Here is a 26,670-nt window from a genome sequence, read left to right on the forward strand (position 1 = left end):
ACCACCACGAAGCGGCCCTGTCACGCTGACACACCGCAACGCAGCACCATCACCCTGACACTGAGCGCAAACCCGGGGATCATGTCGGCGTGTCGGCCGGGGACACGCACGCTGGCGCGCAAAAGCCGCCAAAGGAGACTACGCCGCCAGCGGGCTGTACGTGGTGGTGCGCTGCCGTGCCGGCCGGCCGATGCCCTCGGCGATCGCGACCAGTTCCGCGACGGTCTTGGCCGAGCCGTGTTCCGAGCCCGCCATCCGTGAGATGGTCTCCTCCATCAGCGTGCCGCCCAGGTCGTTCGCGCCGCCGTTGAGCATCACTTGGGTGCGCTCCACACCGAGCTTCACCCAGCTGGTTTGGATGTGAGAGATCCTGCCGTGCAACATGATCCGGGCCAGTGCGTGCACCGCGCGGTTGTCCCGGTGGCTGGGCCCCGGCCGCGACGCGCCGGCCAGATACAGCGGCGAACTCTGATGCACGAATGGCAGCGGCACGAACTCGGTGAAACCCCCGGTGCGGTCCTGGATTTCGCGCAACACGTTGAGATGGCCCACCCAATGCCGGGGAGTGTCGACGTGACCGTACATCATCGTCGAGCTCGACCGCAGCCCCACTTCGTGTGCGGTGGTCACGATCTCGATCCACATCGACGTCGGCAGCTTGCCCTTGGTGAGCACCCAGCGCACTTCGTCGTCGAGAATCTCCGCGGCGGTGCCGGGGATGGTGTCCAGCCCGGCCTCGCGCAGGCTGATCAGCCACTCCCTGATCGAAAGCCCGCTGCGGGTAACCCCGTTGGCAATCTCCATCGGCGAGAACGCATGTACGTGCATCGACGGCACCCGCTCCTTGACGGCGCGCACCAGATCGGCGTAGCCGGTGACCGGCAACTCGGGGTCGATACCGCCCTGCATGCACACCTCGGTGGCCCCGGCGACGTGCGCCTCCCATGCCCGGTCGGCAACCTCGGCCGTCGAGAGCGAATACGCGTCTGCGTCGCCCTTGCGCTGAGCGAACGCGCAGAACCGGCAACCCGTGTAGCAGATGTTGGTGAAGTTGATGTTGCGGTTCACCACGAACGTCACGTCGTCGCCCACCGCCTCGCGGCGCAGCGAATCCGCCAGTGCCGCAACGGCATCCAGCGCCGGGCCATCGGCACACGCCAGCGCCAGGTACTCGTCGTCGCTACAGCCGGCCGGGTCGCGCTCGGCCGAGCGCAGCGCCGCCAGCACGTCGGTGTCGATGCGTTCGGGAGCGCGGGCCGCCAGCTCGTAGACATGCGCACGGATGGAATCCCAGTCACCGAAAGCACTGTCGAGGTCGCTGCGGGCATCAGCGGCACGGCCTTGCACGTCGATCGCGGCGTGCAGATCCACCCGGCCGGAGGACGCCACGTCGTCGGGCTCCTGCCACGGCAGGCCAACCGGGTTGACGTCGCGGGCCCACCCGGTGACGGGATCAGCCAGCGCCGCAACGTGTTCGCGCACCCGCGGGTCGATCCACGCCGCCCCGGCCTGCACATACTTGGGATGCGCGGTCAGCCGCTGCACCAGGTCGTAACCCGCCTCGGCCGTCACCGCGGCCAGCTCGTCCAACGCGGGCCACGGCCGTTCCGGGTTGACGTGGTCGGGCGTCAGCGGTGACACGCCGCCCCAATCGTCGACGCCGGCGGCGATCAGCGCCAGGCACTCCTCGCGCGACACCAGGTTCGGCGGTGCCTGGATGCGCATTCCCGGCCCGAGCACCAGGCGCGCGACGGCGACGGTGGCCAGGAAGTCGTCGATGCCGGCGTCGGGCACCGCGGCCATCGCGGTGTGCTCTTTGGCCCGGAAATTCTGCACGATCACTTCCTGGACATGCCCGAATTCCTTGTGCGACTTGCGGATTGCGTGCAAGGTCTCGGCGCGCTCGACCAGCGTCTCACCGATGCCGACCAGCAGGCCGGTAGTGAACGGAATCGAGAGCCGACCGGCGTCGGTCAATGTGCGCAGCCGCACCTCGGGGTCTTTGTCCGGACTGCCGTAGTGGGCCAGACCGCGAGTTTCAAACAACCGCCGCGACGTCGTTTCCAGCATCATGCCCATTGACGGCGCCACCGGCTTGAGCCGCGAGAGCTCCGACCAGCTCATCACGCCGGGATTCAGGTGCGGCAGTAGGCCGGTTTCCTCCAGCACCCGGATCGCCATCGCCCGCACATAGGACAGCGTGGAGTCATAGCCGCGCTCGTCGAGCCATTGCCGGGCCTCGGGCCAGCGGTCCTCGGGCCGGTCACCGAGCGTGAATAACGCTTCCTTGCAACCGAGTTCGCCGCCGCGGCGGGCGATGTCGAGGATTTCGTCGGGTTCCAGGTACATGCCGGCGCCCTGTGCGCGCAGCTTGCCCGGCACGGTGACAAACGTGCAGTAGTGGCAGGTGTCGCGGCACAGGTGCGTCACCGGGATGAACACCTTGCGCGAGTAACTGACCGGCAGCCGGCCGTTCGCGCCGCGCCGACCCGCCGATTCCAGGCCGGCGTCGCGCACCCGCGCGGCGCTGCGGCACAGGTCGGCCAGGTCTTCGCCGCGTGCGGTCATCGCGATCGCGGCCTCGTCGACGTTCAGCGCCACGCCGTCACGGGCCCGCCGCAACACGCGGCGCAGCGCAGACGAGGGCACCACAGGGGTCGGCAGGTCATCCGGGGTCAGCGGCACGTTGGTGTAACTTCCGCCCGGTCGAAATTCATCCGCGGTCCTGCCATACGGGCAACAGTAATCCCGGGCCGCACCGCTAGGTCTTGTCCCCCGACCGATGCGCCCTACGCCGCCACAGCACCCAGCCGGGTGGCAGCACACCGATCACGATCAGCAGCAGCGCGCCGTAGGCCATGACTCCGCGGCCGCCGAAGATCACGTCGTCACCGGGGCCGCCGAACGTCATCGCCGCAACGGTCAGCAGCCACGTCCACAGCGGCAGCGCCGCCACCCGCGCCGACGTGGTCCATCGTCCGGCGGCCCAGACCAGCGCCGCGTTGACCAGGCCACTGAGCAACGCGCTGACGGGAAACGGAACGGGGCCGATGTAGGAGGGCAGCAGCAGCGCACCGGCGATCGCGGAAAGAATGCCGTCGACGGCCAGCAACGTCAACACGACGAGACGAATGGCGGGATCCGTCGCGCCGGCGTCGTCGACCCGCCCGGCGCTCGGCTTGGTGGCGGTCAGGTGGGAATGCTGTCCAGTTGCGCGACCAGCGATCCGATTACCCACTGGAAGCTGTCAAGTCGGTCCTGCCAATGCTGCTGGTTGTAGTCCAGATCAGGATCCATACCAAGTCCTTCCGCGGCTGCCTCGTCAGCAGCTTACCGCCTGGCCGAGCCCGGCGAGCAGATCGGTTTCCCAGCCCCGCTCGTCGCGCTCGCCGGCGGTGCCGGCGGCCAAAACGTAGTGCTCCTGGCCGAGGATCGGCAGCGCCAGCTTGTTCGACAGTGCGCAGGCTCGCCCGGTCGGGCCGACGAGCACCTGGGTGGCGTGCGCGGCCAGCGCCGCCCGCTTGGCCGGGAGTGCGTGCTCGGCGTCGACGACGGCGTCGATGTCTTCGTCGGCGTAGCCCATTCCGTCGAAGTCGGTGACTTCACCGGACGGCACCGTCCATTCGGGCCGCAGATCGTCGGGCGTCAGCGCGGCCCAGCCGGCCAGGAAGGCGCTGCTGGCGATGACGGTCCAGTAGAGCTTCGGCACCGACCAGGGCGCGCCGGGGTAGTCGTCGGTAGCGGCGGCCGCGACTGCGGCCGTGGTGACGACATGGGCGTGGATGTGGTCGGGGTGGCCGTACCCGCCGTTGGGGTCGTAAGTCACCACGACGTGTGGGCGCAGCTCACGGATGAGCGCGACGAGTGCGCCGACGGCCTCGCGCTCGTCGGCGTCGACGAAACGCTGCTGGCGGCGCGACGGCGTGCCGGCCATGCCGGAGTCACGCCAGCGTCCCGCGCCGCCCAGGAAGATCGGTTCGTCGACGCCCAGGGCTCGCAAGGCTGCGGTGAGCTCGCCGATGCGGTAACCGCCGAGCTGGTCGGCGTGGTCGACGGCCAGCTGCGCCCAGCGCTCGCCGATGACCTCACCCTCCTCGCCGAGCGTGCAGGTGACGACGTGCACCTGCGCGCCGCGCGCGGCGTAGTGGGCGATGGTGGCACCGTTGGTCAGGCTTTCGTCGTCGGGATGCGCGTGCACGAACAACAGTCGCGGCGTCTCCTGCATGCAGGCACCATACCTAGTGCAAAACGCTTGGGCCGCAGGCCAACCGTCCGCGAAGAGAAACGCCACCGACTACTATCGGGGAATGGCCCAGCAGAGCAGCACGATCCGCACCCGTCGGCGCGGCAAGGAACTCGAGCATGCGCTCTACGACGCTGCGCTGGCCGAACTGGCCGCTGTCGGCTACGCCGGGCTGACCATGGAGGGGATCGCCGCGCGGGCCCGCACCGGCAAGGCGGCGCTGTATCGTCGTTGGCCGAGCAAGTATGCGCTGGTGCAGGACGCATTGCGGTATGCGCTGCCGCCGCTGCCCGAGCCGCGCGCCGACCGGTCGGCCCGGGAGAACCTGCTGGTCGTGTTCACCGCGCACTGCGACGTGCTGGCGGGCAAGACGGCGTTTCCCAGCCTGGCCATCATGGGCCAGCTCATTCACGAGCCCGAGCTGCGCGCCATCTTCGCCGACGCCGTGGTGGCGCCCAGGTTACGGATCATCGAATCGATCCTGCGGGCGGGCGAACGCAGCGGGGAGATCGACTCGTCCATGCTCACTCCGCTGACCGCGCGGGTGGGCCCGGCGCTGATCAACCAGCACCTGATGCTCACCGGCGCTCCGCCGAACAAGCGTCAACTCCAGCGCATCATCGACACCGTGATCCCTGTGTCGACACCGGCGCCGGTTTAGCCCGAAAGGCCTTGCGGCGCAAGGCAGTTACTGCCCCGTCTTGACCCACTGCCCGGCGTCGCCGACGATGCCGACCGGCACCGCTCCGGACAGGCTCACGTTCAGCACACTCGGACCGGCCGCAACGATCGTGGTGTCCTGCAGGATCGGCAGCACCGTCGACATGTTCCACAGTCGGGGCTCGACGGCGTTGATCACGTCGTTGATGTTCTTGGTGCCGTTCAGCGCCGCGTCGATATTCGACTGGATGCTGTGGTCGCAGATGCCGGTGATATTCGAGGGCGCCTGCACCAGTGCCCCCGGTTCGGGTGTGCGGGTCGCCGTGGTCGGCGTCTGGCTTCCCGCGGTGGGCGGCGGCGCGGCCTTGGATGACGGGGGCGTGTCCGAGGCCGGGGCCGGCGGCGGGGCCGACGTCGACACTGCCGTCGCCTCCAGCGCGGGACAGCCGAACCGCGAGGCCAGCAGCGTCGCCAGGTTTCCGCCGGCCTGGCGCCAGCCGACGATGGCGTCGACCCGGTTGTCGATCAGCGCGTCGCGGTACAGCACAACCGGATCCAGGCCCAGCACGGTCGCGGCGATGCCGACGTTGCGTAACTGGTCGGCGGCGGTGTTGGCGACGGCGACCGCGGTCGGATCGTTGGACGCCACGCCGATGACCAGAGACAGCTGGTTTCCGTCCTTGCTGATCCGCCCGCGGGTGACCTCCGGCGGGCCGGTGCTCGCCGGGGCGGTCCCGTCCGGTGGCGTCACGGCCGGCGAGGTGTCGTTTTCGATCTGGTAGCCGGACGACTGCAGCAGCCCCAGCGCCGTGGCCTGGCTCATCGCCGGCGGCGCGGTCGGCACATAGCCCGGATCGCTCGGCGAGCGGATCTGCGCCTGGTCCAGCGTGACGGTGTTGTCGCTGCCGGCGCCCACGGCGGCGAGCAGGTCGACGTCGAGCAACCCGAAAATCGCCTTGCGCACTTGGGCATCCGCCAGCTTGGGCACGTTCGCGCGCAGCGTGAGCTGCATGACCCGCGGTGTCATGATCCGGGCGGTCCGCACGTCCGGGATCGCGGACAGCTGCGCGAACGCCGCCGACCCGCCGTGCACCTGGGCCACCTGGGTGTCGCCGTTGCGGATGGAATCGGCCAGCGCCGCCGGGGCCCCCGCCCGCCGGAACAGAATCAGGTCCGGTTTGGCCGGCGGGCCCCAGTACCGGTCGTTGCGGGCGAGCAGGATCTCGTCGCGCTGCGGGTCGATGTTTTCCACCCGGAACTGTCCGCCGGTGACCGGCAGGGCACGCACCAGCCCGGCCGGGAAACCGCCCGGCACGTCTTTGACGATGTGAGCCGGCAAGATGTTGCTGAACAGCTCCCGCCACGCCGGATACGGCCTGGAGAACGTGACCACGGCCTGCTTGCCGCCGTCGATCGACTGCACGCCGGTGATCAGGTCGTAGCCGGCCGGGTCCACCACACCGGGCTGGCCGACCATCTGCCGCCACAGGTACCAGAAGTCGTCGGCGGCGATCGGCGCGTTGTCGGTCCACGACGCCTCGGGCCGGATCTTGTAGGTCACCGTGAACGGGTTGTCGTTGGTCACTTCGGCCGACACCAGCAGCGTGGGGTCCATCTCCCAGCGCGACCCGGTCGGGGTGTTCGGGTCGGGCACCGGACGGAACGCGCTGGGCAGCACCAGCGCGCTGATCGCCGCGTTGACCGCCGACAGATCGGACACCAGGTGCGGGTTGAAACCGGCGCCGATCGAGTCGATGCCCATGATGATCTGGGTGACCCGATGCGGCGGCGGCGCGGTGCTCTTCGACGTTTCGGTGCTCTGCGGTGCCGGCGGCGGGCTGACCGTGCAACCCGAGACCAGCAGCAACAACGAGGAAATCAGCGCGCCGATCCGGAACCGGGTGCGGCGGGCTGGTTTCGGCACGCCCCACAGGGTATCGGTTGGCGATTTCGGCGCGGTAATCGTCGCTGAGCGCAAACAATCGCGCCGAAATCTACGCCCGGGCCTTGGCGCGGGCGCGGCTGCGGGCCCGCGCGGTGGCATCCAGCTCGACCTTGCGGACGCGCACCACCTCCGGCGTCACCTCGACGCACTCGTCGGGCCCGCAGAACTCCATCGCCTGCTCGAGGTCGAGCTCGATCGGTTTGGCCAGGGTCTCGATGACGTCGGCCGTCGACGAGCGCATGTTGGTCAGCTTCTTCTCGCGGGTGACGTTGATGTCGAGGTCTTCGGGCCGCGGGTTGATGCCGACGACCATCCCCTCGTAGGTGTCCTGTCCCGGCTCGACGAAAAACTGTCCTCGATCGGCGAGCTGAAGCAGGGCGAACGGCGTGATGGTGCCGGAGCGGTCGGAGACTAGCGACCCGGTGTGCCGGGAGCGGATCTCGCCGGCCCACGGCTTGTAGCCGTCGAAGACCGCGTGGCCGATGCCGGTGCCGCGGGTCTCGGTGAGAAAGTCGGTGCGCCATCCGATCAACCCACGGCTGGGCACCACGAAATCCATTCGCACCCAACCTGTTGCGTGGTTGGCCATGTCCACCATGCGGCCCTTGCGGGCGGCCATCAATTGGGTGATCGCACCGACGTACTCCTCGGGACAGTCGATGGTCAGCGCCTCGAACGGCTCGTGCAGCTTGCCGTCGATGGTCTTGGTCACCACCTGGGGCTTGCCGACCGTGAGCTCGAAGCCTTCCCGGCGCATCTGCTCGACGAGCACGGCCAGCGCCAGCTCGCCGCGGCCCTGAACCTCCCACGCGTCGGGCCGGCCGATGTCGAGCACCCGGATCGACACGTTGCCCACCAGCTCGGTGTCCAACCGCGACTTGACCATTCGCGCGGTCAGCTTGTGCCCGGGCACCTTGCCGGCCAGCGGCGAGGTGTTGGTGCCGATGGTCACCGAGATCGCCGGCTCGTCGACGGTAATCCGCGGCAGCGCAACGGGATTCGCCGGATCGGCCAGCGTGTCGCCGATCATGATCTCCGGGATGCCTGCGACCGCAACGATGTCGCCGGCGACGGCTTCTTCGGTCGGCGAGCGCTCGACGCCCTCGGTGGCCAGCAGTTCGGTGATTTTCGCCGTGCCGGGGCCGGTTTCACGCAGCCACGCCACCTGCTGGCCCTTGCGCAGCCGGCCGTTGTAGATCCGGACCAGCGCCAGCCGGCCGAGGAACGCCGACGCGTCGAGGTTGGTCACCAGCGCCTGCAGCGGCGCGTCCGGGTCACCGGAGGGCGGTGGAATGTGTTGCAGCAGAACGTCGAACAGCGGATCGAGGTTGTCGCCGTCGGGAATCTGCCCGTCTTGGGGCGCCACGGTGCTGGCTACCCCGGCGCGCCCGGACGCATACAGCGTGGGCAACCCGAGTGCTTCCTCGGCGGCCTTGGCGGCCGCGTCGTCGAGATCTGCAGCGACGTCGAGCAGCAGATCGTGGCTGGCCTCGACGACTTCGGCGATCCGCGCGTCGGGGCGGTCGGTCTTGTTGACGACGAGAATCACCGGCAGATGCGCGGCCAGCGCCTTGCGCAGCACGAACCGGGTCTGCGGCAGCGGGCCCTCGGAGGCGTCCACCAGCAGCAGCACCCCGTCGACCATCGACAGCCCGCGCTCGACCTCGCCGCCGAAGTCGGCGTGGCCGGGAGTGTCGATGACGTTGATGACGGTGACGCTGCCGTCCGGGTGGTGGCGGTGCACGGCGGTGTTCTTGGCCAGGATCGTGATGCCCTTTTCCCGCTCCAGGTCGCCAGTGTCCATCACCCGTTCTGTCAGGCCACCGCGCTCGTGCAGCGCGCCCGACTGCCGCAGCATGGCGTCGACCAGGGTGGTCTTCCCGTGGTCGACGTGCGCGACGATGGCGACATTGCGGAACTGCACCGCGCGATTCTGCCAGCTTGACGGCCAGTTCGCGAAAACGGGCAGCTTACCGCCCGAGCGAGGCGATGCTGAGCTTTTCCACCTCTTCGAGATGTATCGCCGTCAGCGCCTCGAGGCGCTCGGAACCGGCATCGGTGAGCTGCAGGCGGATCACCCGGTGGTCGTCGCTGTCGCGCACCCGCGCCACCAGCCCGGCGGCCTCGGCCCGCTGGATCAGTTCACCGGCACTGTGGTGGCGCAGCAGCAGGTACTCCGCGACGTCGCCGATCGTCGGCCCGCGCCGGTCGGCATGCCCGCGGATCGCCAGCAGCAGCTGGTGCTGCATGGGTGTCAGCCCGGCGGCCTGGGCCTGCTCGGCGCTCCACCGCTCGAAACGGCGCAACTCGGTCCGCAACCGCAACAGCCGTGCGTAGACGTCATCGGGCAGACCCATATCTGCCACGATATGACGCTCGAGCTACCAGCCGCGGCGGCGCGGCGCCGAGCCCACCAGCTGGTTCTTCTCCCCCGCGTCCCGGCTGCGAACCGCGTCGCGGCTGCGGTAGACGATGTAGGGCCGGAACAGGTAGGCGACCGGCGCGCTTAAGGCGTGCACGAGCCGGGTGAACGGCCACAGCGCAAACAGCGCCAGCGCGATCGTCACGTGCACCTGGAAATAAAGCGGCGCCTGGATCATCAGGTCACCGCGCGGGTCCAGGACGAAGATCGAGCGGAACCAGACCGACACGTTCTGCCGGTAGTCGTGCACCTCGCCGTAATGCGTTGCGCCCATCAAGGTGCAGCTCATGCCGGCCACCATCGCGCAGACCAACACCGGGTACATCAGCTTGTCGCTCAGGCTGGTGGAAAGGCGCACCGGTCCGCTGCGCCACCGCCGGTAGATCAGCAACCCGATGCCGACCAGCGCGGCGACCCCGGCGGGGACGCCGAGAATCAGCGCCTGCAGGTGGTAGAAGTGGTCGCTCATCCCGATGTCCTGGGTCACCCACTCGGGGATGCACAGGCCCACGACGTGACCCATGATCACCACCAGGCTGCCGAAATGGAACAGCGGGCTGCCGATCGACAGCAGTCGCGATTCGTAAATCTGTGTCGAGCGGCTGGTCCAGCCGAACTGGTCGTAGTGGTAGCGCCACCACGTGCCGACCCCGGCGATCGACAGCGTGACGTAGGGCGCCACGTCCCAGAAGACCTCGAGCAGTTTGGTATTGGCCAATTCAGTTCCCGCCGGTTCGCTTTGGTGGCACTGTCAATGTGAACGGTTGCAGCCCAACGGCTTCGGCGGGCGGACCGGATTCGGCGAGCCGGCGCGCCCGCTGCACATCCTGGTCGGTGACCGGCGGCAGCGTCTCGCACACGGCGGCAACGGCATGAGCGTAGGGCGAGTCCGCTTCGGTCAGCGCCTGCAGGAGCACGTCGATGGGCACCCGATGCTCGATCAGCAGCCGCCGGCCTGCGTCGGGGTCGACGGTGGCGGCGAACTCGAGCACCACCGGAAGGTGGTCGGGCGCCTCGTTTTTCGGCGGCTCGACGCCCGCTCCGCGGTAGGCGCTCGCGAAGGCCAGCATCTCGCGGCCGCGATTGCGGGTGTCGCCGGCGGTCCAGTAGGTCAGGTACATCGTCGAGCGGCGGCGCATGTCGAAGGTTTCGACATAGTCGGCGGCGGCGACCAGCGGGTCGGCGGCCCGCAGCGCAGTGGCCGTGCGCTCCAGCAGCTTTCGCGCAGGCCCGTCGAGGTGGCTCAGCAGCCCCTCGACGGTGTCGAGCCGCTGGTCGCGATGTTCGTCGGGGTAGGCCAGCAGCAGGGAAGCCGCCTGCCACACCAGTCGGTCGGCCAGCGCGGGCCCCCGCGATCTGCTCAGTAGCTTCATTGCTTTTGCTCTTCGGGGAACATCCCTGCCGGTGTCCCGTTGCCGTCCCAGTTCAGCAGGTTCACCCGCGACGAGTGCTCACCGTTGGTGTGCCGCTGCCGTGTGGCGTGGAAGGCCTCGACCGCGACCGGCGTCGGGCCCTCGGTCGGGTTGGCGAACGGACCCGCTTCGTACATCCCGGGACCGCCGTCGCCCGACAGTGAGCATTCCAAATCGTGCGCGGCCGCGGGGATTTCGCCGGTGTAGGCGGTCGGGATGACGTAGCGCTCTTCGTATTTCGCGATGGCGAGCAGCCGGTACATCTCGTAGATCTGCTCTTCGGTCATCCCGACGGACGCCGGGATGTGCGGCTGAGTGTCACGGCCCAGGTTGATGTCGCGCATGTAGGACCGCATCGCGGCCAGCCGGCGCAGCACGTCGTCGACGGGCTTGGTGTCACCGGCGGTGAACAGCTCGGCGAGGTAGGCGATCGGGATCCGCAGCGCTTCGATGGCACCGAACAGGTTGCCCACGTCTTCACCGTCGTGGCCGTCGCGGCTGACCGCATCGACCACCGGAGACAGCGGCGGGATGTACCAAACCATCGGCATGGTCCGGTATTCCGGATGCAGCGGCAGCGCCACCTTGTAGGTGTTGATCAGCGCGTAGACCGGCGACCGCTGTGCTGCCTCGAGCCAATCGTCGGAAATTCCCTCCGCCTTGGCGGCCGCGATCACCTCGGGGTCGTTGGGGTCCAGCAGGATTCGGCACTGCGCCTCGTAGAGGTCGGTGTCGTTTTCCACCGACGCCGCTTCCAGCACCTTGTCGGCGTCGTAGAGCACCAACCCCAGGTAGCGCAGCCGGCCCACGCAGGTTTCCGAACAGATGGTCGGCAGGCCCAGCTCCATGCGGGGGTAGCACAGTGTGCACTTCTCGGCCTTGCCCGTTTTATGGTTGAAATACACCTTCTTGTAAGGGCATCCCGACACGCACATCCGCCAGCCGCGGCAGCGGTTCTGGTCGACCAGCACGATGCCGTCCTCGCTGCGCTTGTACATCGCGCCCGACGGGCACGACGCCACGCAGGACGGGTTGAGGCAGTGCTCGCAGATTCGCGGCAGGTAGAACATGAAGGTCTCTTCGAGCTTGACCTTGACCTCGTCGCTGACCTTCTTCAGGATCGGGTCTTTTTGCTGCGTCTCCAGCGATCCGGCGAGGTTGTCGTCCCAGTTGGGTCCCCACTCGATCTTCATCGGCTCGCCGGTGATCTGGCTGCGCGGCGCGGCGACCGGCAGCGTGTCCCCCAGCGGCGCCGAGGTCAGGTTCTCGTAGTCATACGTCCACGGCTCGTAGTAGTCGCCGATCCCGGGCAACTTGGGGTTGGCGAAGATCCGCAACAGCTTGGACAGGCGGCCGCCGTCGCGCAGCCGCAACCGGCCCTTTTTGTCGCGAATCCATCCGCCGCGCCAGCGCTCCTGGTCCTCATAGATACGCGGATAGCCTTGGCCCGGGCGGGTTTCGACGTTGTTGAACCAGACGTATTCGGTGCCGGAGCGGTTGGTCCAGGCCTGCTTACAGGTGACCGAGCAGGTGTGGCAGCCGATGCACTTGTCGAGGTTCATCACCATCGCAAGTTGAGCCATGACCTTCATATCAGTACTTCACATCCTGACTGCGCCGGCGCACCACCGTCACCTCGTCGCGCTGGTTTCCGGTCGGGCCCATGTAGTTGAACGCAAACGCGTGCTGCCCGTAACCGCCGGCCAGGTGACTGGGCTTGATCCGCACTCGGGTCAGCGCGTTGTGGTTACCGCCGCGCTTGCCGGTGGTCTCGCTGCGCGGTGTGTCGACAGTGCGCTCCTGGACGTGGTAGACGAACACGACCCCGTCGGGCATCCGGTGCGACACGATCGCGCGGCACACGAACACGCCGTTGGTGTTGACCGCTTCCACCCAATCGTTGTCGCACACATTGATTTTCGCCGCATCGCCGGGGCTCATCCACATGGTCGGGCCGCCCCGCGACAGCGACAGCATGTACAGGTTGTCCTGGTAGGTGGAGTGGAACGACCACTTCGAGTGTGGGGTCAGATACCGTACGGTCAAACCGATTCCGTCTTCGGTGGGGCCGAGCTCGGGCTGACCGAACAGCCGTGTCATGTCCAGCGGCGGGCGGAACACCGGTAGGTGCTCGCCGAGCTCCTCGACCCAGTCGTGGGCCAGATAGAAGTGCATCCGGCCGGTGAGCGTGTGGAACGGCTTGAGGTTTTCGATGTTGACGGTGAACGGCGCGTAGCGGCGCCCGCCGGTCTCGCTGCCGGACCACTCCGGGCTGGTGATCACCGGAACCGGGCGCGCCTGGGTGTCGGCATAGGTGATGCGCTTTTCCTCGCTGCCCTCGGCGAGGTAGGCCAGCCGCTGACCGGTGCGCTTCTCCAGCTCGCGGAAGCCCTCCACCGCCAGCCGGCCGTTGGTGGTGCCGGACAGCGCCAGCACCACGTCGGCCATCCGCTGGGCCGTGGTGATCGCCGGACGGCCTTGGCCGGCACCGGAATTCATCACGCCGAACTTCGCGGCCAGTTCCTTGACCTCTTGGTGCGGGTGCACGGTGTAGCCCTTGACGGTCAACCCGAACTTGTCGACCAGCGGGCCGAGCGTCTGCCACTTGTCGTAAATCGCGGTGTAGTCGCGCTCCACCACGGTGAGCTTCGCCATTGTCTTGCCCGGCACAGGTGTTTCGCCGGTACGCAGCCAATCGCGTTCGGTGCCATCGGGATAGGCCATGGCATCCGGGGTGTCGTGCTGCAGCGCGGTGAGCACCACGTCGGTGCGTGTGCCCAGATGCTTCTTGGCCATCGCGCTGAAGGCACGGGCGATGGCGCCGAACGCGTCGTAGTCAGTGCGGGTTTCCCACGGCGGATCGGTTGCCGCACTGAACGAATGCACGTAGGGGTGCATGTCCGTGCTGGACAGATCGGCCTTCTCGTACCAGGTCGCCGCCGGCAACACCAGATCGGACACCAAAGTCGTCGAGGTCATCCGGAAGTCGATGGACATCAGCAGGTCGAGCTTGCCCTCCGGAATGTCCCGACCGCAGTTGACGTCCACCGGCCGCACCCCGCCCTCCGGCGGGTCGCCCAGCACGTTGGAGTCGGTCCCCAAAAGATGCTTGAGGAAGTACTCGCCGCCCTTACCCGACGACCCAATCAGGTTGGCCCGCCAAACCGTAAGGACCCGAGGCCAGTTCACCGGATTGTCCGGATCGGTGACGGCGAGCTTCAGCTTGCGCTGAGCCAGTTGTTCGGCCACATACTCACTTATGTCGCGGCCCGCGTCGCGTGCTTCGTCGGCGACGTCGAGGCTGGAGCGGTCGAACTGCGGATAGAACGGGCTCCAGCCCATCGCCGTCGACGAGGCCAGCAGGTCCATGGTGTGTTTGCCGGCGAACCGTCCCCGGCCCAGCGGGCTGGCCAGCTTGTCGGCGCCGTAGGCGTCGTAGCGCCACTGGTTGGTGTGCACATACCAGTACGAGGCGCCGGGCACCTGCCGCGGCGGGCGCACCCAGTCGGTGGCCATCGCCATGGTCTGCCAGCCGGTCAGCGGGCGCACCTTCTCCTGGCCGACGTAGTGGGCCCAGCCGCCGCCGTTGCGTCCCATCGACCCGGTCAGCATCAGCAGCGCCAGCACCGCGCGGTAGATGGTGTCGCCGTGGAACCACTGGCAGATACCGCTGCCCATGATGATCATCGACCGGCCGCCGGATTCCTCGGCGCTGCGGGCGAATTCGCGTGCGACGCGGATGACCTGCCCGGCCGACACCCCAGTGATCGCCTCTTGCCAGGCAGGTGTGTTCGGGTAGGTGGCGTCGTCGTAGCCGGTGGGCCATTCGCCGGGCAGCCCGGGACGCGCCACCCCGTAGTGCGCCAGCATCAGGTCGAATACCGTGCACACCAAGTGGTTTCCGACCTGGCGTACCGGCACACCGCGCTGCACAACGGTGCCTTCGCCGTTGATCGTGTCGAAGCTGGGCAGCGAAACGAGCGCGGTCCGTCGCTCCCCGTTGGTGGCGGCGGTGTGTTGCACGGTGAGCGCCGGCACGACGCTGCCGAGGTCGAGGTTCCACTTCCCGACACCGTCCTCGCCGTAGCGGAAACCCAACGAGCCGTGCGGTACGACCACGGTGTCGGTGGCCTCGTCGAGCAGCGCGGGTTTGAGTGAGGCGTTCTCTACCGCTTCGCCGATGTCTGCCGCGGTGAGATTCTTGCCCGGCACCAAGGTGTCGCCGCGCTGTTCGAGCTTGATCAGGAACGGCAGGTCGGTGTAGCGGCGGGTGTAGTCGGTGAAGAACGGAACCGGTTGTTGCACATAGCATTCGGAGAGGATGACGTGGCCCATCGCCATGGCCAGCGCTCCGTCGGCGCCGGCGGCACAGGGAACCCACTCGTCGGCGAACTTGGTGTTGTCGGCGTAGTCCGGGCTGACCGTCACCACCTTGGTGCCGCGGTAGCGGGCCTCGGCCATCCAGTGCGCGTCAGGTGTGCGGGTGATCGGGACGTTGGAGCCCCACATCATCAAATACGCTGCGTCCCACCAGTCTCCGGACTCCGGCACGTCGGTCTGGTCGCCGAACACTTGCGGCGAGGCCACCGGCAGGTCCGCGTACCAGTCGTAGAACGACGTCATCGGGGCGCCGATCAGCTCGAAGAACCGCGAGCCGGCGGCATAGGAGACCATCGACATGGCCGGGATCGGCGAGAAGCCGGCGACCCGGTCGGGGCCGTACTCCTTAATGGTGTGCACGTGGGCCGCGGCGATCATCTCGGTGGCCTCCGCCCAGGACACCCGGACCAGACCGCCCTTGCCGCGGGCCCGCTGGTAGCGGCGACGCCGTTCGGGGTCGGCCTGGATGTCGGCCCAGGCGAGCACTGGGTCGCCGAGGCGGGCCTTGGCTTCGCGGAACATCTCGACCAGCACGCCGCGCGCATACGGGTAGCGCACCCGGGTCGGTGAGTAGCTGTACCAGGAGAACGACGCGCCGCGGGGGCAGCCGCGCGGCTCGTATTCCGGCCGGTCCGGACCCACCGACGGGTAGTCGGTCTGCTGGGTTTCCCAGGTGATGATGCCGTCTTTGACGTAGATCTTCCACGAGCACGAGCCGGTGCAGTTGACGCCGTGCGTCGAGCGCACCACCTTATCGTGGCTCCAGCGGTCCCGGTAGAAGACGTCAGCCTCGCGACCGCCACGGCGGGTGACCGTGCGCAGGTCGGCGGAGAACTCGCCGGGTGTGAAGAAGCGGCCGCTGCGCTCCAACAACTCCTCGAGAGGGCCTCCGACGTGGGGCGTGACAGTCGTCAAGGAGGACCTCCTCACAAATAGCGGCGCGCCTTGTCGCTCGGCCGTGGGCGCAGTGCCCCGTTGTCGTGTCTCCCGGATTGGTCAGCGACTCGACGGTGATCTCGCCGACCCGTCCGACCAGCCTCGACGTGGCCGTCTGCATCGGCGACCCGCACGCTGGTCAGCAACCAGTCCCCAGCATAGGTGGTAGAGATCGCCACAACCACGCTGCCAACCGAGGGGGTGTTGATAGCCAGCCCCCACTCACTGTCCGCGCCTGCTCCAGCATCCGGCGAGGTCGCCGTACCCACGGGTTACAGGAAACCATCCGACCTACTACCGACACAAAAAGTTGAGGTTAATGTTTCGTTTAGTTTTGTAAAAACGGAATGACGCCGCTTTGCTTTCGATTGTGCTGTGACTTTCCTGCAAATCGCCTGTGAATTTTTTTGTGTGCCTTGATTATTGGGCGTGCACGATCACTCCGCCGCAGCAGGCGGACGACGTCATATTTGGGATTGGCGGAGCCGAACAGGCCGTCCTTGACGGTTTTCTCGAGCAAGACGAGCATCGCGCGGACAGGTGCACGGTGAGCTTTCTATGCCTGCCGCATCGGCGTTACGAAATAGCCTCCGGAAACTATCCGTCGGTCGCCAACCCGCCGAACAGGGCGCGCAAGAGGCTGGCCGCCTGGATGCGGGCGTTCTCCGGATCGTCGGCCTCCGCGATTGTCAGGGACAGTTCGGTCAGGGCACCGTAGAACGCACTTGCCGTCAGTTCGGCTGGGTGTGGCTGGATGAGCTTGGCGTCGAGCAGTGCCCGCACCGCGTCGAGGACTAACCCGCCGAGATGGCGCTGGTCCAACTCGCGCCACCGTTGCCAGCCGAGGGCAATCGGGCCCTGCACGAGCACGACATGTCGGTAGGCGTCTTCGGCGCAGACGCTGAGAAACTCCGCAACGCCGCGCTCGGCACGTTCGAATGGCTCCGAGGCCGAGTCGACCGCCGCCCTGATGCGTTGCGCCGCCTTGTTTTCGAGCTGTTCGAAAACCGCTTCGAACAATCCACGCTTGCCGTCGAAGTGGTGGTAAAGCGCACCGCGGGTGAGGCCGGCGGTCCGCACCAGCTCCTCTGCCGACAGGCCTGCATAGTCGCGTTCGGCGAACAAGCGCAGTCCGGTGTCGAGCAGCATCCGGCGGGTGTTCTCCGCGTACTTCTCACGCAACGGTTGCATACGCTATGCATATCACATACATTCCGTATGTCAGATGCACGATGTATGGAAACGGATTGTGATGAACGAATCGGTAGATGTCGTGGTCGTCGGTGCCGGGATAGCGGGCCTGGTTGCCGCTCGCGACCTGGTTCGAGGCGGGACTGAAGTGATGGTGCTGGAGGCTCGCGACCGGGTCGGCGGGCGACTACTGAACGGCGAACTGCCCGGAGGCTCACCCATCGAGGTGGGAGGTCAGTGGGTCGGTCCCGGTCAGGATCACGTTCTCGCGCTCATCAAAGATCTGGACCTGCGCACCTACCCCACCTACACCGCTGGTCAGCACATCGCAGAGTTCGCAAACTCCCGCTCGATGTATAGCGGTCGAATCCCGAGGTTGAACCCGCTCGCGCTGGCCGATATCGCGCAGATCCAGTGGCGTCTGGACCGCATAGCACGCCGAGTCGCGGCGACAGATCCGTGGCGAGCCGACCGCGCCGAGGACCTGGACGGGCAGACCTTCGCGACCTGGCTACGACGCACCGCCCATACTGCGGGCGGCCGGTCATTCTTCCGAGTGATCACCGAGGCCGTGTTCTCCGCTGAGCCCGAGGATCTGTCCGCGCTTTTTGCTGCCTTCTACGTCGGCGCCGCCGGAGGCCTCGACGCGATGATCAATACCGCGGGCGGGGCCCAGCAAGACCGCATCGTCGGCGGCTCGCAACGCATCGCGTTGGCTCTGGCCGAGGAACTCGGTGACCGAATCGTGCTCAACGCGGCAGTGACCGATATCGAGTGGGACACCTCGGGCGTCCGCGTCATCGCCGGCGGCACCACTGTTCGCGCTCGCCAAGCGGTGATCGCAGTACCCCCACCGCTCGCGGCGCGAATCCGCTTCACACCGGGGCTACCCGCCGATCGTGACCAGCTCGTCCAACGAATGCCGATGGGCCGGGTGATCAAGGTCAATGTCGTCTACGATCAGCCCTTCTGGCGCCGTGCAGGTTTGAGCGGTCAAGCAAACAGCGATAAGCGGCCACTGGGCACCGTGTTCGACAACACTCCGCTCGATGGTTCGCCCGGGGTTCTCGTCGGCTTCCTCGAAGGAAGGCACGCCGACGTCGGCGCACGCATGGACCTCGATGATCGCCGCAACCAAGTGATCGACGACCTCGTCGGCTACTTCGGACCCCAGGCCCGAAACCCCATTGGCTACATCGAACGCGACTGGGCTGAAGAGGAATTCAGCCGGGGATGCTACGGAGCGTTCACTACGCCCGGCACCCTCACCCGGTTCGGGCCGGCACTACGCACACCCGTCGGGACCCTGCACTGGGCAGGCACCGAAACCGCCACCAAGTGGGCCGGCTACATGGACGGAGCCGCCGAATCCGGGCACCGTGTGGCCGACGAAGTCGCCGCCACCCTCGCTCGCGGTGCCCGGAGCACGGTGTGATCGTTATTCGGCATTTCACTCGCCCCGGCGACGAAACGCGCCGTCTCGTCACGTCCATAACCTGCGGCCAACCTCGTGGTTTGCCTGCTAGCTGAGGACCTCCGCGGACCTCACGGGGTTTCAAGCGCACGCGCCAACGCAGGCAACCATTCTCGGTCGGCCGGCACCCAGTCGACGTCGTGCAACTCGGCGGCGCTTACCCAGCGCAGCGCGCGATGGTCGTGCGGATGCGGCTCGCCGCGCACCAGGCTCACTCGGTAGGCCCGCAGGATCGTCGTCCCATTCAGCGCCACGTCGCCGCCCAGCCGTTCGCCGACCGCGACGTCAACGCCGAGTTCCTCGGCCAATTCGCGCGCCAACGCGTCAGGTTCGGTCTCCCCTGCCATCACCTTGCCGCCAGGCAGTTCCCAGCGCCCGGCCAGTTCCGCGGGCCGATGCCGTTGTGCCACCAGCACCGCCGCATCCGAGATCACGGCACCGGCCACGACGATCTGGTTCGGCATCGTCGTGACGGTATACCGTCGGTGTATGGCTGTGTTAACGGATGAGCAAGTAGACGCCGCACTGCCCGAACTCAACGGTTGGAAGCGCGAGGACGGCGCCCTGCGCCGGTCGATCAAGTTTCCGTCGTTCCTCGACGGTATCGACGCCGTGCGCCGGGTCGCCGAGCACGCCGAAGCCAAGGACCATCACCCCGATATCGATATCCGTTGGCGGACAGTTACTTTCGCGCTGGTGACGCATTCTGCGGGCGGCATCACGCAAAACGACATCGACATGGCGCGCGACATCAACGGGATTCTCGGGCAATAGGCCGGCGTCCCGTCGTTGCGATCCACGCCAGGGTCGCCAGCGTCGCGACGATGTACACGAGCCCGGCCCAGGCCAGATACCACGGCCGGTCGCTCTGCCAGATAGTCGGCTGGGCGAAGCTGAGCAACCACGGCACGCCGATGAGGGTGAGCACCAGCCAGCCCCACCCGAGGATGCGCGCGCCGCGAAGCTCGGAGCGCGGGCCGTGGATCAGCCAGATCATCAAGGGCACCAACCACACCCAGTGATGGGTCCAGGAAATCGGCGAGAGCAACAGCCCGAACAACTCGACCACCAGCAGCTGGCCGAGCCGGTCGTTGTTCAGCGCTCGCCAGGCCAGGATGGCGAGCAGCGCGGTGACAGCGATCCCGGCCAGCACCAGCGGGCCGTAGCCGGCGTCGTGCCCGACGATCCGGGAAATCCCCCCGCGCCAGGACTGGTTGAACGACGTTCCGATCGGGCCGACGCGTTTGGTGTCGCCCAATAAGTCGGTGAAGTAATAGCGGACCTGGTCGCCAACGACCAGCGCCGACACCGCGACCGTGCCGACAAAGACGACGGCCGAGAACACCACCGCACCCCACCGCCGGACGCCGACGAAATAGAGACCGGCGATCGCCGGCGTCAGCTTCACCCCGGCGGCCAATCCGACTAGCAACCCGGACAACCACCACCGGGTGGTGTAGACCGCGTACAACCCGGCCAGCACCAGCAGCACGTTGACCTGTCCGTAGTCGAAGGTGCTGCGCAACGGCTCGATCCAGATCGCGACCGCCGTCCAGAGCATCGCGACCCGGTGGCCTTCGCGGGCCGCCACGCCGAGCAGTCGCTGGCTGACGCGCACCATGCCATACAGGGCGGCCATAGTGCCGACCTGCCAGCAGAACGCGACCACGCCGAACGGCAGCAGGTGCAGCGGGTAGAAGACCACCGCCGCGAACGGCGGATACGTGAACGGCAGCGGGAAATCCGGCGTCTGGTCGGCGTAGACGTACTGATACAGCGAGCCGGGATGGTCAAGGGCGGCGGCGCCGCCGATGTAGACGTGCAGGTCGACGAAATTGGCGCCGTTGGGAGTCAGGTACGTCCAGGCCAGCCTGGCGGCGACGCTGAGCGCCAACAGCAGCGGCCCGGCGGCGTTCGGCGCAATCGCCCGCCGACGGGTGGTCGGTGCCGCCGGGGCGGCCGAGGTGGTGTCTACCTGCCCGACTGTAGCGAGGCTCCGCTGGCGACGGCTCCGCTCGCCACGGCGGGTCACCGCCACCGCTCGGTGCCGTAACGATCGAATAACCGCCACACGTGTCACTTGAGTCACTCTGGCATCAAGCGAACTATCGGGCCCGGATGTGTCGTCGAGACCCAGGGAGAGTCATGCCAACCTTTTGGACACTGTTACGTGCCGGCGCGGTCGTCGTCGGTTCGTCGGCCGCGCTGTTGACCGGCGGGATCGCAAATGCCGACCCGGCGCCGGTGCCGGTTCCCGACATCGGGCAACAGCTCGTCGGGACCGCCGCCAATGCACCGCAAATGCTGCAGAGCGTCGCCTCGGCGCTCGGAGCTCAGCCGCCCACGCCGCCGCCGCTGGCCAGCGCCGGCATCCAGGTGCCGCAGCCCCCGACGGGATCGGTGCCGGGCGCGAGTTCGGTTCCAGGCGCCAGCTCGCTCATCCCGGGCGCAAACTCGCTGGTTCCCGGTGCGACAACTCCGGTTTCGGGTACGACGCCCGCCACCACGCCGGGCGCAACCGGTATTCCGGGGCTCACGCCGGCCGTTCCGGCAACCGCGCCGGCGACCGGGCCCGCGCAGATGATGCCGCAGGCGCAGCTCAACCTGCCGCAGGTGCCGTTCAGTCCGGTGCCGCTGCCACAGCACCTGTCGCTGCCCGGCGATCTGGCATCGCTGGCCCCGGGCGGTGTGCCGGTACCGAAGGGCATCCAACCGGGCACGACGGCGGTGTCCGCTCCGGGCACCGCGGCCGGCGCGTCCAGCAACCCGCTGCTGTTCCCGCTGTCCGCCCTGCCCTGACGCCCACGGTCGGCCGGTCAACCCGCATTGGCCGGCCGACCATAACCATCGATCGGGAGAAACACCGTGGTACGCACTTGGAATCTGGTCAGTGGCTTCGCCGTCGCAGCCGTCGCGCTCGGGCTGTGCCCCAACGCCGCAGCCGACCCTGCGCCACCCCAGCCGTTGCCCGCCCAGCAAATGCCGGGGCTGCCGGCACTGACCCAGTTGAGCCCGATCATCCAGCAGGCCGCCGCCGACCCGCAGCAGGCCCAGCAGCTGTTGATGGCCGCCGCGTCGGCGTTCAGCCACAGCCCGACGGCACCCGAAGAGTCGAAAAACGTTGCCTCGTCGGTGAATCAGTTCGTGCAGGACCCGACGGCACACGTACCACCGGTCGGGGTGGAGCCGGGCGCTCAAGCACATTTGCCGACGGGTATCGACCCCGCGCATGCCGCCGGCCCGGCACCCGAGGCGGCGCCGGCCCCGACGCCGGCTGTCACGCCGGTGGCCGCGCCTGCGCCCGCCCCAGCCCCGTCCGCAGGGGCACCGGCTCCGGCCGCGGCCCCCACCTACAACCCGGACACGCCGCCAACCCAGGACTTCATGTACCCCTCGATCGGCACGGGCTGCGCGGCCGACGGCGGTAACGTCATCGCCACTGCCCTGTCGGTCGCCGGGCCCGCCAAGATCCCGGCGCCCGGCCCCCAACCCGGTCAAACGGCCTACGTGTTCACGGCGGTCGGCACCCCGGGGCCCGCCGACGTGCAGAAGCTGCCGTTGAACGTCACCTGGGTGAACCTGACGACCGGCAAGTCGGGCAGCGCCACGCTCAAGCCGCAGCCCGACATCAACCCCGACGGGCCGACGACATTGACCGCCATCGCCGACACCGGTTCGGGCAGCATCATGTCGACGATCTTCGGTCAGGTCACCACCAAGGACAAGCAGTGCCAGTTCATGCCCACCATCGGCTCGACGGTGGTGCCCTGACCGCCCTTATCTGGCGCGACCGTGCGGAGTTGTACGGCTCATGCGGCGTGTCGGTGTACAAACACGCCCGCTCGCGGCAGATGGCGGCAGGTTAGTAGGCCATGAAGAGGATGGCGTCGCGGTCATACTCCAGACCGGGATGGACGCTGGCCAGGTGCGCCTGAGTCAGTTCGACCAGTTCGTCTTCGTCCTTGCCGACGATCGCCTCTCCGCACGGACACGTCAGGTGTGTCTTCACGTTCCCGCCTTTCCCTTCATCTGCCTCTTGTAGGACCGCACCTGTTCGAGTGAACGGGCATCGACGACGTCGGCCACCGACATGTGGGTTCCGGCCTTGCCGTAGTCACCGGCCGCCTGCCGCCAGCCGGGCGGCGTCACGCCGTACTGCTTGCCGAGCAACGCCAGGAAGATGCGCGCCTTCTGCTCGCCGAATCCGGGTAACCCCTTGAGCCGTCGCAGCAGCTCCGCTCCATCAGGGTCACCGGCGCTCCACAGCGCGGCCGCGTCACCGTTGTAGCGGTCGACGATGATCTGCGCCAGGGCCTGGATACGTTTGGCCATCGACCCTGGAAAACGGTGCACCGCAGGCTTTTCCGAACACAATGCGGCGAACTTGTTCGGGTCGTAGTCGGCGATCTCGGTGGCGTCGAAGCTGCCCATCCGGTCGGCGATTTTCTTCGGGCCCGCGAAGGCGGTTTCCATCGGCACCTGCTGGTCGAGCAGCATCCCGACGAGCAGTGCGAACGGGTTGGCCTCCAGCAGCGCGTCGGCGGCCGGATCCTGGACAAGCTGCAGCTTCGGCACCCGCATAGTCTAAAACTGCGTCGGACGCGCCGTCCTGCACCCGGGCATAAGTTGCTTACCGCGGATCGCGTTGGTCTCCGCACACATCCCGGCCCATACGAAAAGCCTTGTGCGCTAACCGCTCTTGCGGCGAAACTCCCGGCGGCTTTCCACCGGGCCGTGAGCCCGTGACTGCTTGGCGCCGCCGTCCTTGTGCGCCGATCCGCCGGCCGACTTCGCGTTCTTGCGGTCCAGCGCTTCGCGGAACTTGCGTTTGGTGTCGTCCTCGGCCATGACGGCAGCCTACGCGATCAGCGCATGCCCGGCGGCATGCCGTAGACGTGGTCGATGGGCATCGTCAGCAGCACCCGGCGATCGGTGACCATCGCCTGGCGGTACTCGTCCCAGTCCGGGTGTTCGCCGGCGATGTTGCGGTACAAGGTGATCAGTCCCTCGACGGTGGCGTCGTCGGGTGCGGCCGCCGGCGGTGTCAGCTCCGCGCTGCCCTCGGCGACGGCATAGGACCACCCGTCGTCGGAACTGACCAGCAGCGAGGCCCGAGGGTCGCGACGCAGGTTGCGGGTCTTGGCCCGCGGCTCGGTGATCGACACCTGCACGGCGTTGCGCCGCGCGTCGAAGTAGTACTGCACGTTGGACAGCTGGGGACGCCCGTCGCGTTTGATGGTGGCCAGCACCCCGATCGAGTTCCCGGCGATCACGGCCAGCAACTTGTCGTCGAACACTTGGCGTCCCATGCTCGAAGCCTAGCCCCGCCCATCCGTCGGCAGACCCCGATTCGGCTAGCATCGCCACGTGAGCGCCGTTCATCCTTGCCGCTGCACGCTTTTGAAGGTCAGCGCATGACCCGCTATGCGGCGTTCTTGCGCGGCGTCAACGTCGGCGGGGTCAACCTCAAGATGGCAGACGTGGCTGCGGCGCTGACGGCTGCCGGGTTGGCCAACGTGCGCACGATTCTGGCCAGCGGCAACGGCCTGCTGGAATCGGACAGGGACGCCGATGCGGTGCGCGCCACCGCCGAGACCGCGCTACGGCAAAGATTCGGCTACGACGCGTGGGTGCTCGTGTACGAGGTCGACACCCTCCGCGCCATCATCGATGCCTACCCCTTCGAACCTGAAGTGGAAGGACACCACTCCTACGTCACCCTGGTCGCCGATCCCGACGTGCTCGACGAGCTGGCCGCGCTGCCGGCCGGGCCGGCCGAGAAGATCGCCCGCGGCGACGGCGTCATCTATTGGCAGGTACCCAAGGGCGACACTCTGCAGAGCACTATCGGCAAGACGATGGGCAAGAAGCGATACAAGTCGTCCACCACAACACGCAACCTGCGCACGCTGGGCAAGGTAGTGCGGTGACCCGGGGCAGGTAGTGTCGGCGTCGATGAGCCTCGCCAAGCAAACGCCTTCCCTCAACGGTGTTTCCGAGACCGCGCTTTTGACGTTGGGCGCTCGCGTCGGGGAGGCGCGCCGCGCCGACGGTATCATCGACGACCCGGTGGCGGTCTCGCTGGCGGACTCGATCGAATGCGATTTCGCAAAGTTCGGCCGGCCGCACCAGGGCATCGCGCTGCGCGCGTTGGCCTTCGACATCCACACCCGCAACTACCTCACCAGGCACCCGTCGGCGACCGTGGTGGCGCTGGCCAAGGGCCTGCAAACCAGTTTCTGGCGGTTGGACGCCGCCATCCCCGATGGGCAATTCCGTTGGCTGACAGTCGATTTGCCGCCGGTGGTCGACCTTCGCACCCGGCTGCTGCCGGAATCGCCCCGAATCTCGCTGTGCGCCCAGTCGGCGCTGGACTTCAGCTGGGCAGACCGCGTCGACCCGTCAAGCGGAGTGTTCGTCACCGCCGAGGGCCTGCTGATGTACCTGCAACCCTCGGAGGCGCTGTCGCTGATCGGCGAGTGCGCCAAGAGGTTTCCCGGCGGCCAAATGATGTTCGACCTGACTCCGGCGGCGTTCTCGTGGTTTACCCGACGCGGGCATTGGAGCTCGTTGCACTACAAGATGCCGCCAATGCCGTTCAGCATGTCGGTGAAGGAAGCCGCCGATCTGGTCAGCCGAGTGCCCGGAGTCCGTGCAGTGCACGACCTGCATACGCCGCCGGGCCGCGGGCGGGTGTTCAATTGGCTGCTGTCGATGTCCTACCGGAGCGGCGCCCTCGCCCCACTGCGTCCGACGCTGACGTTGCTGGACTTCGGCTAATCGTCGAACGCGGCCTCGAGGTAGCGCAGCGCCTCGTCCTTGCCGAGTCCGAGCCCGCGCGCGACCTCGGCGAAAGCATTGGCCGCGGCGGCCATCGCGCTATCCGACGGGTCGGCCCGGGCGACGAATGTGCCGAAGCGCCTGCGGGTTTCGACGATCCCGGCCGCTTCCAGCTCACGGTAGGTGCGAGCCACGGTGTTCACGGCCAGGCCGAGTTCGGCCGCCAGTTCCCGCACGGTGGGCAGCCTGGTCCCGGGCGGTAACGTGCCGGTTCGAACCGCCTCGATGATTTGCGTCCTGATCTGGTCGAACAACGGCCGGCCCGCTTGCTCGTCGATCCGGAACTGCACGATGCCCAGTATCGCGCAATCGCGCCGCGGCGCTCGGTTACCCGAGCTTGCGATCGCCGCTATGTTGGGGGTGTGCGAGTAACGGTGCTCAGCGGGGCGGGAATCTCCGCCGAGAGCGGCGTGCCGACGTTTCGCGACGACAAGAACGGGCTGTGGGCCAAGTTCGATCCCTATGAGCTGTCCAGCACGCAGGGATGGCTGCAAAACCCCGAACGCGTCTGGGGATGGTATCTGTGGCGGCACTACCTGGTGAGCCGCGTCGAACCCAACGCCGGACATCGCGCCGTCGCCGCCTGGCAGGACCACGCCGAGGTCACCGTCGTCACCCAGAACGTCGATGACCTCCATGAACGCGCCGGCAGTAAGCCAGTCCACCACCTGCACGGCAGCCTGTTCGACTTCCGTTGCGCCACTTGCGATCTGCCCTATACCGGTGAATTGCCCGAGATGCCCGAGCCGGCCCTGGAAGTCGAGCCGCCGAGCTGTTCCTGCGGTGGGCTGATCCGGCCCGACATCGTGTGGTTCGGTGAGCCGCTGCCTGAGGAACCGTGGCAGCGGGCACTCGAGGCGACCGCGGCCGCCGACGTGCTGGTCGTGGTGGGCACCTCGGGCATCGTCTATCCGGCGGCCGGCCTGCCGGACGTGGCGCTGGCCCGCGGCGCGGTCGTGATCGAGGTCAATCCGGAGCCGACGCCGCTGTCGCCCAGCGCCACGCTCACCGTGCGGGAATCCGCCAGCAAGGCACTGCCGACACTGCTGCAGCGACTGCCCGCCCTGCTCGACTAGTTACTTCGACCTGAAAAAAGTCGCGCCTGTGCTAAGTGGCTGGCTGGGTCGTATCCAGTTTTGCGCATGAATGTGGCTGCGGTGCTGTCGA

At 67.6% G+C, this 26,670-nt stretch carries 26 protein-coding genes and 1 pseudogene; 8 read left to right on the forward strand and 19 right to left on the reverse strand.

What is annotated here, in order from left to right; all coding sequences use genetic code 11:
- Window positions 1-138: 138 nt before the first annotated feature.
- From AWC14_RS11795 to mshB, 3 genes are all read right to left on the reverse strand, one after another.
- Window positions 139-2,685: a bifunctional FO biosynthesis protein CofGH gene (locus tag AWC14_RS11795; RefSeq protein ID WP_045385478.1), complete on the reverse strand. Its 2,547-nt coding sequence runs from the start codon at window positions 2,683-2,685 to the stop codon at window positions 139-141.
- Between the two features lie 76 nt (window positions 2,686-2,761).
- Entirely contained in the window at window positions 2,762-3,193 is a 432-nt protein-coding gene (locus tag AWC14_RS11800) for a hypothetical protein (protein ID WP_045385481.1), read from the reverse strand.
- A gap of 129 nt (window positions 3,194-3,322) precedes the next feature.
- Window positions 3,323-4,225 (reverse strand): N-acetyl-1-D-myo-inositol-2-amino-2-deoxy-alpha-D-glucopyranoside deacetylase, encoded by a 903-nt coding sequence (gene mshB / locus AWC14_RS11805; RefSeq protein ID WP_057003523.1) that lies wholly within the window; start codon window positions 4,223-4,225, stop codon window positions 3,323-3,325.
- Window positions 4,226-4,307: 82 nt separating this feature from the next.
- Between mshB and AWC14_RS11810 the strand changes: the two genes are divergently transcribed.
- The gene (locus tag AWC14_RS11810; RefSeq protein WP_057003524.1) at window positions 4,308-4,904 is read left to right on the forward strand and encodes a TetR/AcrR family transcriptional regulator; all 597 of its coding nucleotides are present in this window, start codon (window positions 4,308-4,310) and stop codon (window positions 4,902-4,904) included.
- 27 nt (window positions 4,905-4,931) lie between these two features.
- Here the strand turns inward: AWC14_RS11810 and AWC14_RS11815 are convergent, their stop codons facing one another.
- The 9 genes and pseudogenes from AWC14_RS11815 to AWC14_RS11855 all read right to left on the reverse strand — a co-directional run bounded on the left by AWC14_RS11815 (window position 4,932) and on the right by AWC14_RS11855 (window position 17,147).
- Entirely contained in the window at window positions 4,932-6,836 is a 1,905-nt protein-coding gene (locus AWC14_RS11815; protein WP_235215795.1) for an ABC transporter family substrate-binding protein, read from the reverse strand.
- Between the two features lie 61 nt (window positions 6,837-6,897).
- Window positions 6,898-8,772: a translational GTPase TypA gene (typA, locus tag AWC14_RS11820; RefSeq protein WP_045373509.1), complete on the reverse strand. Its 1,875-nt coding sequence runs from the start codon at window positions 8,770-8,772 to the stop codon at window positions 6,898-6,900.
- 46 nt (window positions 8,773-8,818) lie between these two features.
- Window positions 8,819-9,205 carry a MarR family winged helix-turn-helix transcriptional regulator gene (locus AWC14_RS11825; protein ID WP_045373507.1) on the reverse strand — a complete coding sequence of 129 codons (387 nt, stop codon included), beginning with the start codon at window positions 9,203-9,205 and terminating at the stop codon, window positions 8,819-8,821.
- A gap of 24 nt (window positions 9,206-9,229) precedes the next feature.
- A complete protein-coding gene (gene narI / locus AWC14_RS11830) occupies window positions 9,230-9,988 on the reverse strand; it encodes a respiratory nitrate reductase subunit gamma (protein ID WP_045373504.1) in 759 nt (252 codons plus the stop codon).
- A 1-nt stretch (window position 9,989) separates the two neighbouring features.
- Window positions 9,990-10,643: a nitrate reductase molybdenum cofactor assembly chaperone gene (narJ, locus tag AWC14_RS11835; RefSeq protein WP_045373501.1), complete on the reverse strand. Its 654-nt coding sequence runs from the start codon at window positions 10,641-10,643 to the stop codon at window positions 9,990-9,992.
- Window positions 10,640-12,274 carry a nitrate reductase subunit beta gene (narH, locus tag AWC14_RS11840; RefSeq protein WP_045373498.1) on the reverse strand — a complete coding sequence of 545 codons (1,635 nt, stop codon included), beginning with the start codon at window positions 12,272-12,274 and terminating at the stop codon, window positions 10,640-10,642. Before narH ends, narJ begins: the two co-directional genes overlap by 4 nt.
- 1 nt (window position 12,275) lies before the next feature.
- Window positions 12,276-15,977, reverse strand: coding sequence for a nitrate reductase subunit alpha (locus AWC14_RS11845; RefSeq protein WP_045373495.1), 3,702 nt, complete (start codon window positions 15,975-15,977; stop codon window positions 12,276-12,278).
- Between the two features lie 457 nt (window positions 15,978-16,434).
- Window positions 16,435-16,553: pseudogene (locus AWC14_RS30195) on the reverse strand (alcohol dehydrogenase); the annotation flags it as partial.
- A gap of 42 nt (window positions 16,554-16,595) precedes the next feature.
- The gene (locus AWC14_RS11855) at window positions 16,596-17,147 is read right to left on the reverse strand and encodes a TetR/AcrR family transcriptional regulator (RefSeq protein ID WP_237761642.1); all 552 of its coding nucleotides are present in this window, start codon (window positions 17,145-17,147) and stop codon (window positions 16,596-16,598) included.
- 103 nt (window positions 17,148-17,250) lie between these two features.
- Between AWC14_RS11855 and AWC14_RS11860 the strand changes: the two genes are divergently transcribed.
- Window positions 17,251-18,624: a flavin monoamine oxidase family protein gene (locus tag AWC14_RS11860; RefSeq protein WP_045373489.1), complete on the forward strand. Its 1,374-nt coding sequence runs from the start codon at window positions 17,251-17,253 to the stop codon at window positions 18,622-18,624.
- Between the two features lie 110 nt (window positions 18,625-18,734).
- Here the strand turns inward: AWC14_RS11860 and AWC14_RS11865 are convergent, their stop codons facing one another.
- Window positions 18,735-19,127, reverse strand: a complete 393-nt coding sequence (locus AWC14_RS11865; protein WP_045373487.1) for a (deoxy)nucleoside triphosphate pyrophosphohydrolase — start codon at window positions 19,125-19,127, stop codon at window positions 18,735-18,737.
- A gap of 25 nt (window positions 19,128-19,152) precedes the next feature.
- Here AWC14_RS11865 and AWC14_RS11870 point away from each other — a divergent pair, with 25 nt between their 5' ends.
- Window positions 19,153-19,437 carry a 4a-hydroxytetrahydrobiopterin dehydratase gene (locus AWC14_RS11870; protein ID WP_045373484.1) on the forward strand — a complete coding sequence of 95 codons (285 nt, stop codon included), beginning with the start codon at window positions 19,153-19,155 and terminating at the stop codon, window positions 19,435-19,437.
- Here the strand turns inward: AWC14_RS11870 and AWC14_RS11875 are convergent.
- Entirely contained in the window at window positions 19,415-20,695 is a 1,281-nt protein-coding gene (locus AWC14_RS11875) for a mannosyltransferase (protein ID WP_045373521.1), read from the reverse strand. The two genes, AWC14_RS11870 and AWC14_RS11875, sit on opposite strands and share 23 nt — an antisense overlap.
- 113 nt (window positions 20,696-20,808) lie before the next feature.
- Between AWC14_RS11875 and AWC14_RS11880 the strand changes: the two genes are divergently transcribed.
- Both AWC14_RS11880 and AWC14_RS11885 read left to right on the forward strand, forming a co-directional pair.
- Window positions 20,809-21,462 (forward strand): hypothetical protein, encoded by a 654-nt coding sequence (locus tag AWC14_RS11880; protein ID WP_045373481.1) that lies wholly within the window; start codon window positions 20,809-20,811, stop codon window positions 21,460-21,462.
- A 51-nt stretch (window positions 21,463-21,513) separates the two neighbouring features.
- A complete protein-coding gene (locus tag AWC14_RS11885; RefSeq protein WP_428838965.1) occupies window positions 21,514-22,434 on the forward strand; it encodes an Rv1157c family protein in 921 nt (306 codons plus the stop codon).
- 91 nt (window positions 22,435-22,525) lie between these two features.
- Here AWC14_RS11885 and AWC14_RS11890 read toward each other — a convergent pair whose 3' ends face one another.
- The 4 genes from AWC14_RS11890 to AWC14_RS11900 form a co-directional block, all read right to left on the reverse strand.
- Window positions 22,526-22,672 (reverse strand): hypothetical protein, encoded by a 147-nt coding sequence (locus AWC14_RS11890; protein WP_007169078.1) that lies wholly within the window; start codon window positions 22,670-22,672, stop codon window positions 22,526-22,528.
- The gene (locus AWC14_RS11895; protein WP_045373518.1) at window positions 22,669-23,238 is read right to left on the reverse strand and encodes an HhH-GPD-type base excision DNA repair protein; all 570 of its coding nucleotides are present in this window, start codon (window positions 23,236-23,238) and stop codon (window positions 22,669-22,671) included. Before AWC14_RS11895 ends, AWC14_RS11890 begins: the two co-directional genes overlap by 4 nt.
- A 114-nt stretch (window positions 23,239-23,352) precedes the next feature.
- Entirely contained in the window at window positions 23,353-23,511 is a 159-nt protein-coding gene (locus AWC14_RS28690) for a DUF5302 domain-containing protein (protein ID WP_158089902.1), read from the reverse strand.
- 17 nt (window positions 23,512-23,528) lie between these two features.
- Window positions 23,529-23,972: a PPOX class F420-dependent oxidoreductase gene (locus AWC14_RS11900; RefSeq protein WP_045373475.1), complete on the reverse strand. Its 444-nt coding sequence runs from the start codon at window positions 23,970-23,972 to the stop codon at window positions 23,529-23,531.
- Between the two features lie 105 nt (window positions 23,973-24,077).
- Here AWC14_RS11900 and AWC14_RS11905 point away from each other — a divergent pair, with 105 nt between their 5' ends.
- Window positions 24,078-24,593 (forward strand): DUF1697 domain-containing protein, encoded by a 516-nt coding sequence (locus AWC14_RS11905; protein WP_045373472.1) that lies wholly within the window; start codon window positions 24,078-24,080, stop codon window positions 24,591-24,593.
- 25 nt (window positions 24,594-24,618) lie between these two features.
- Window positions 24,619-25,443, forward strand: a complete 825-nt coding sequence (locus AWC14_RS11910; protein ID WP_057003526.1) for a class I SAM-dependent methyltransferase — start codon at window positions 24,619-24,621, stop codon at window positions 25,441-25,443.
- On the opposite strand, the gene AWC14_RS11915 is transcribed toward AWC14_RS11910, so the two are convergent.
- On the reverse strand, window positions 25,440-25,793 hold the full coding sequence (locus AWC14_RS11915; RefSeq protein ID WP_428838964.1) for an Rv1152 family transcriptional regulator: 354 nt from the start codon (window positions 25,791-25,793) through the stop codon (window positions 25,440-25,442). The genes AWC14_RS11910 and AWC14_RS11915 overlap by 4 nt on opposite strands.
- A 72-nt stretch (window positions 25,794-25,865) precedes the next feature.
- Between AWC14_RS11915 and AWC14_RS11920 the strand changes: the two genes are divergently transcribed.
- Window positions 25,866-26,579 (forward strand): NAD-dependent deacylase, encoded by a 714-nt coding sequence (locus AWC14_RS11920; RefSeq protein WP_045385953.1) that lies wholly within the window; start codon window positions 25,866-25,868, stop codon window positions 26,577-26,579.
- The last annotated feature ends 91 nt before the right edge of the window (window positions 26,580-26,670 follow it).

Source organism: Mycobacterium kyorinense (assembly GCF_002101735.1).
Classification (GTDB): domain Bacteria; phylum Actinomycetota; class Actinomycetes; order Mycobacteriales; family Mycobacteriaceae; genus Mycobacterium; species Mycobacterium kyorinense.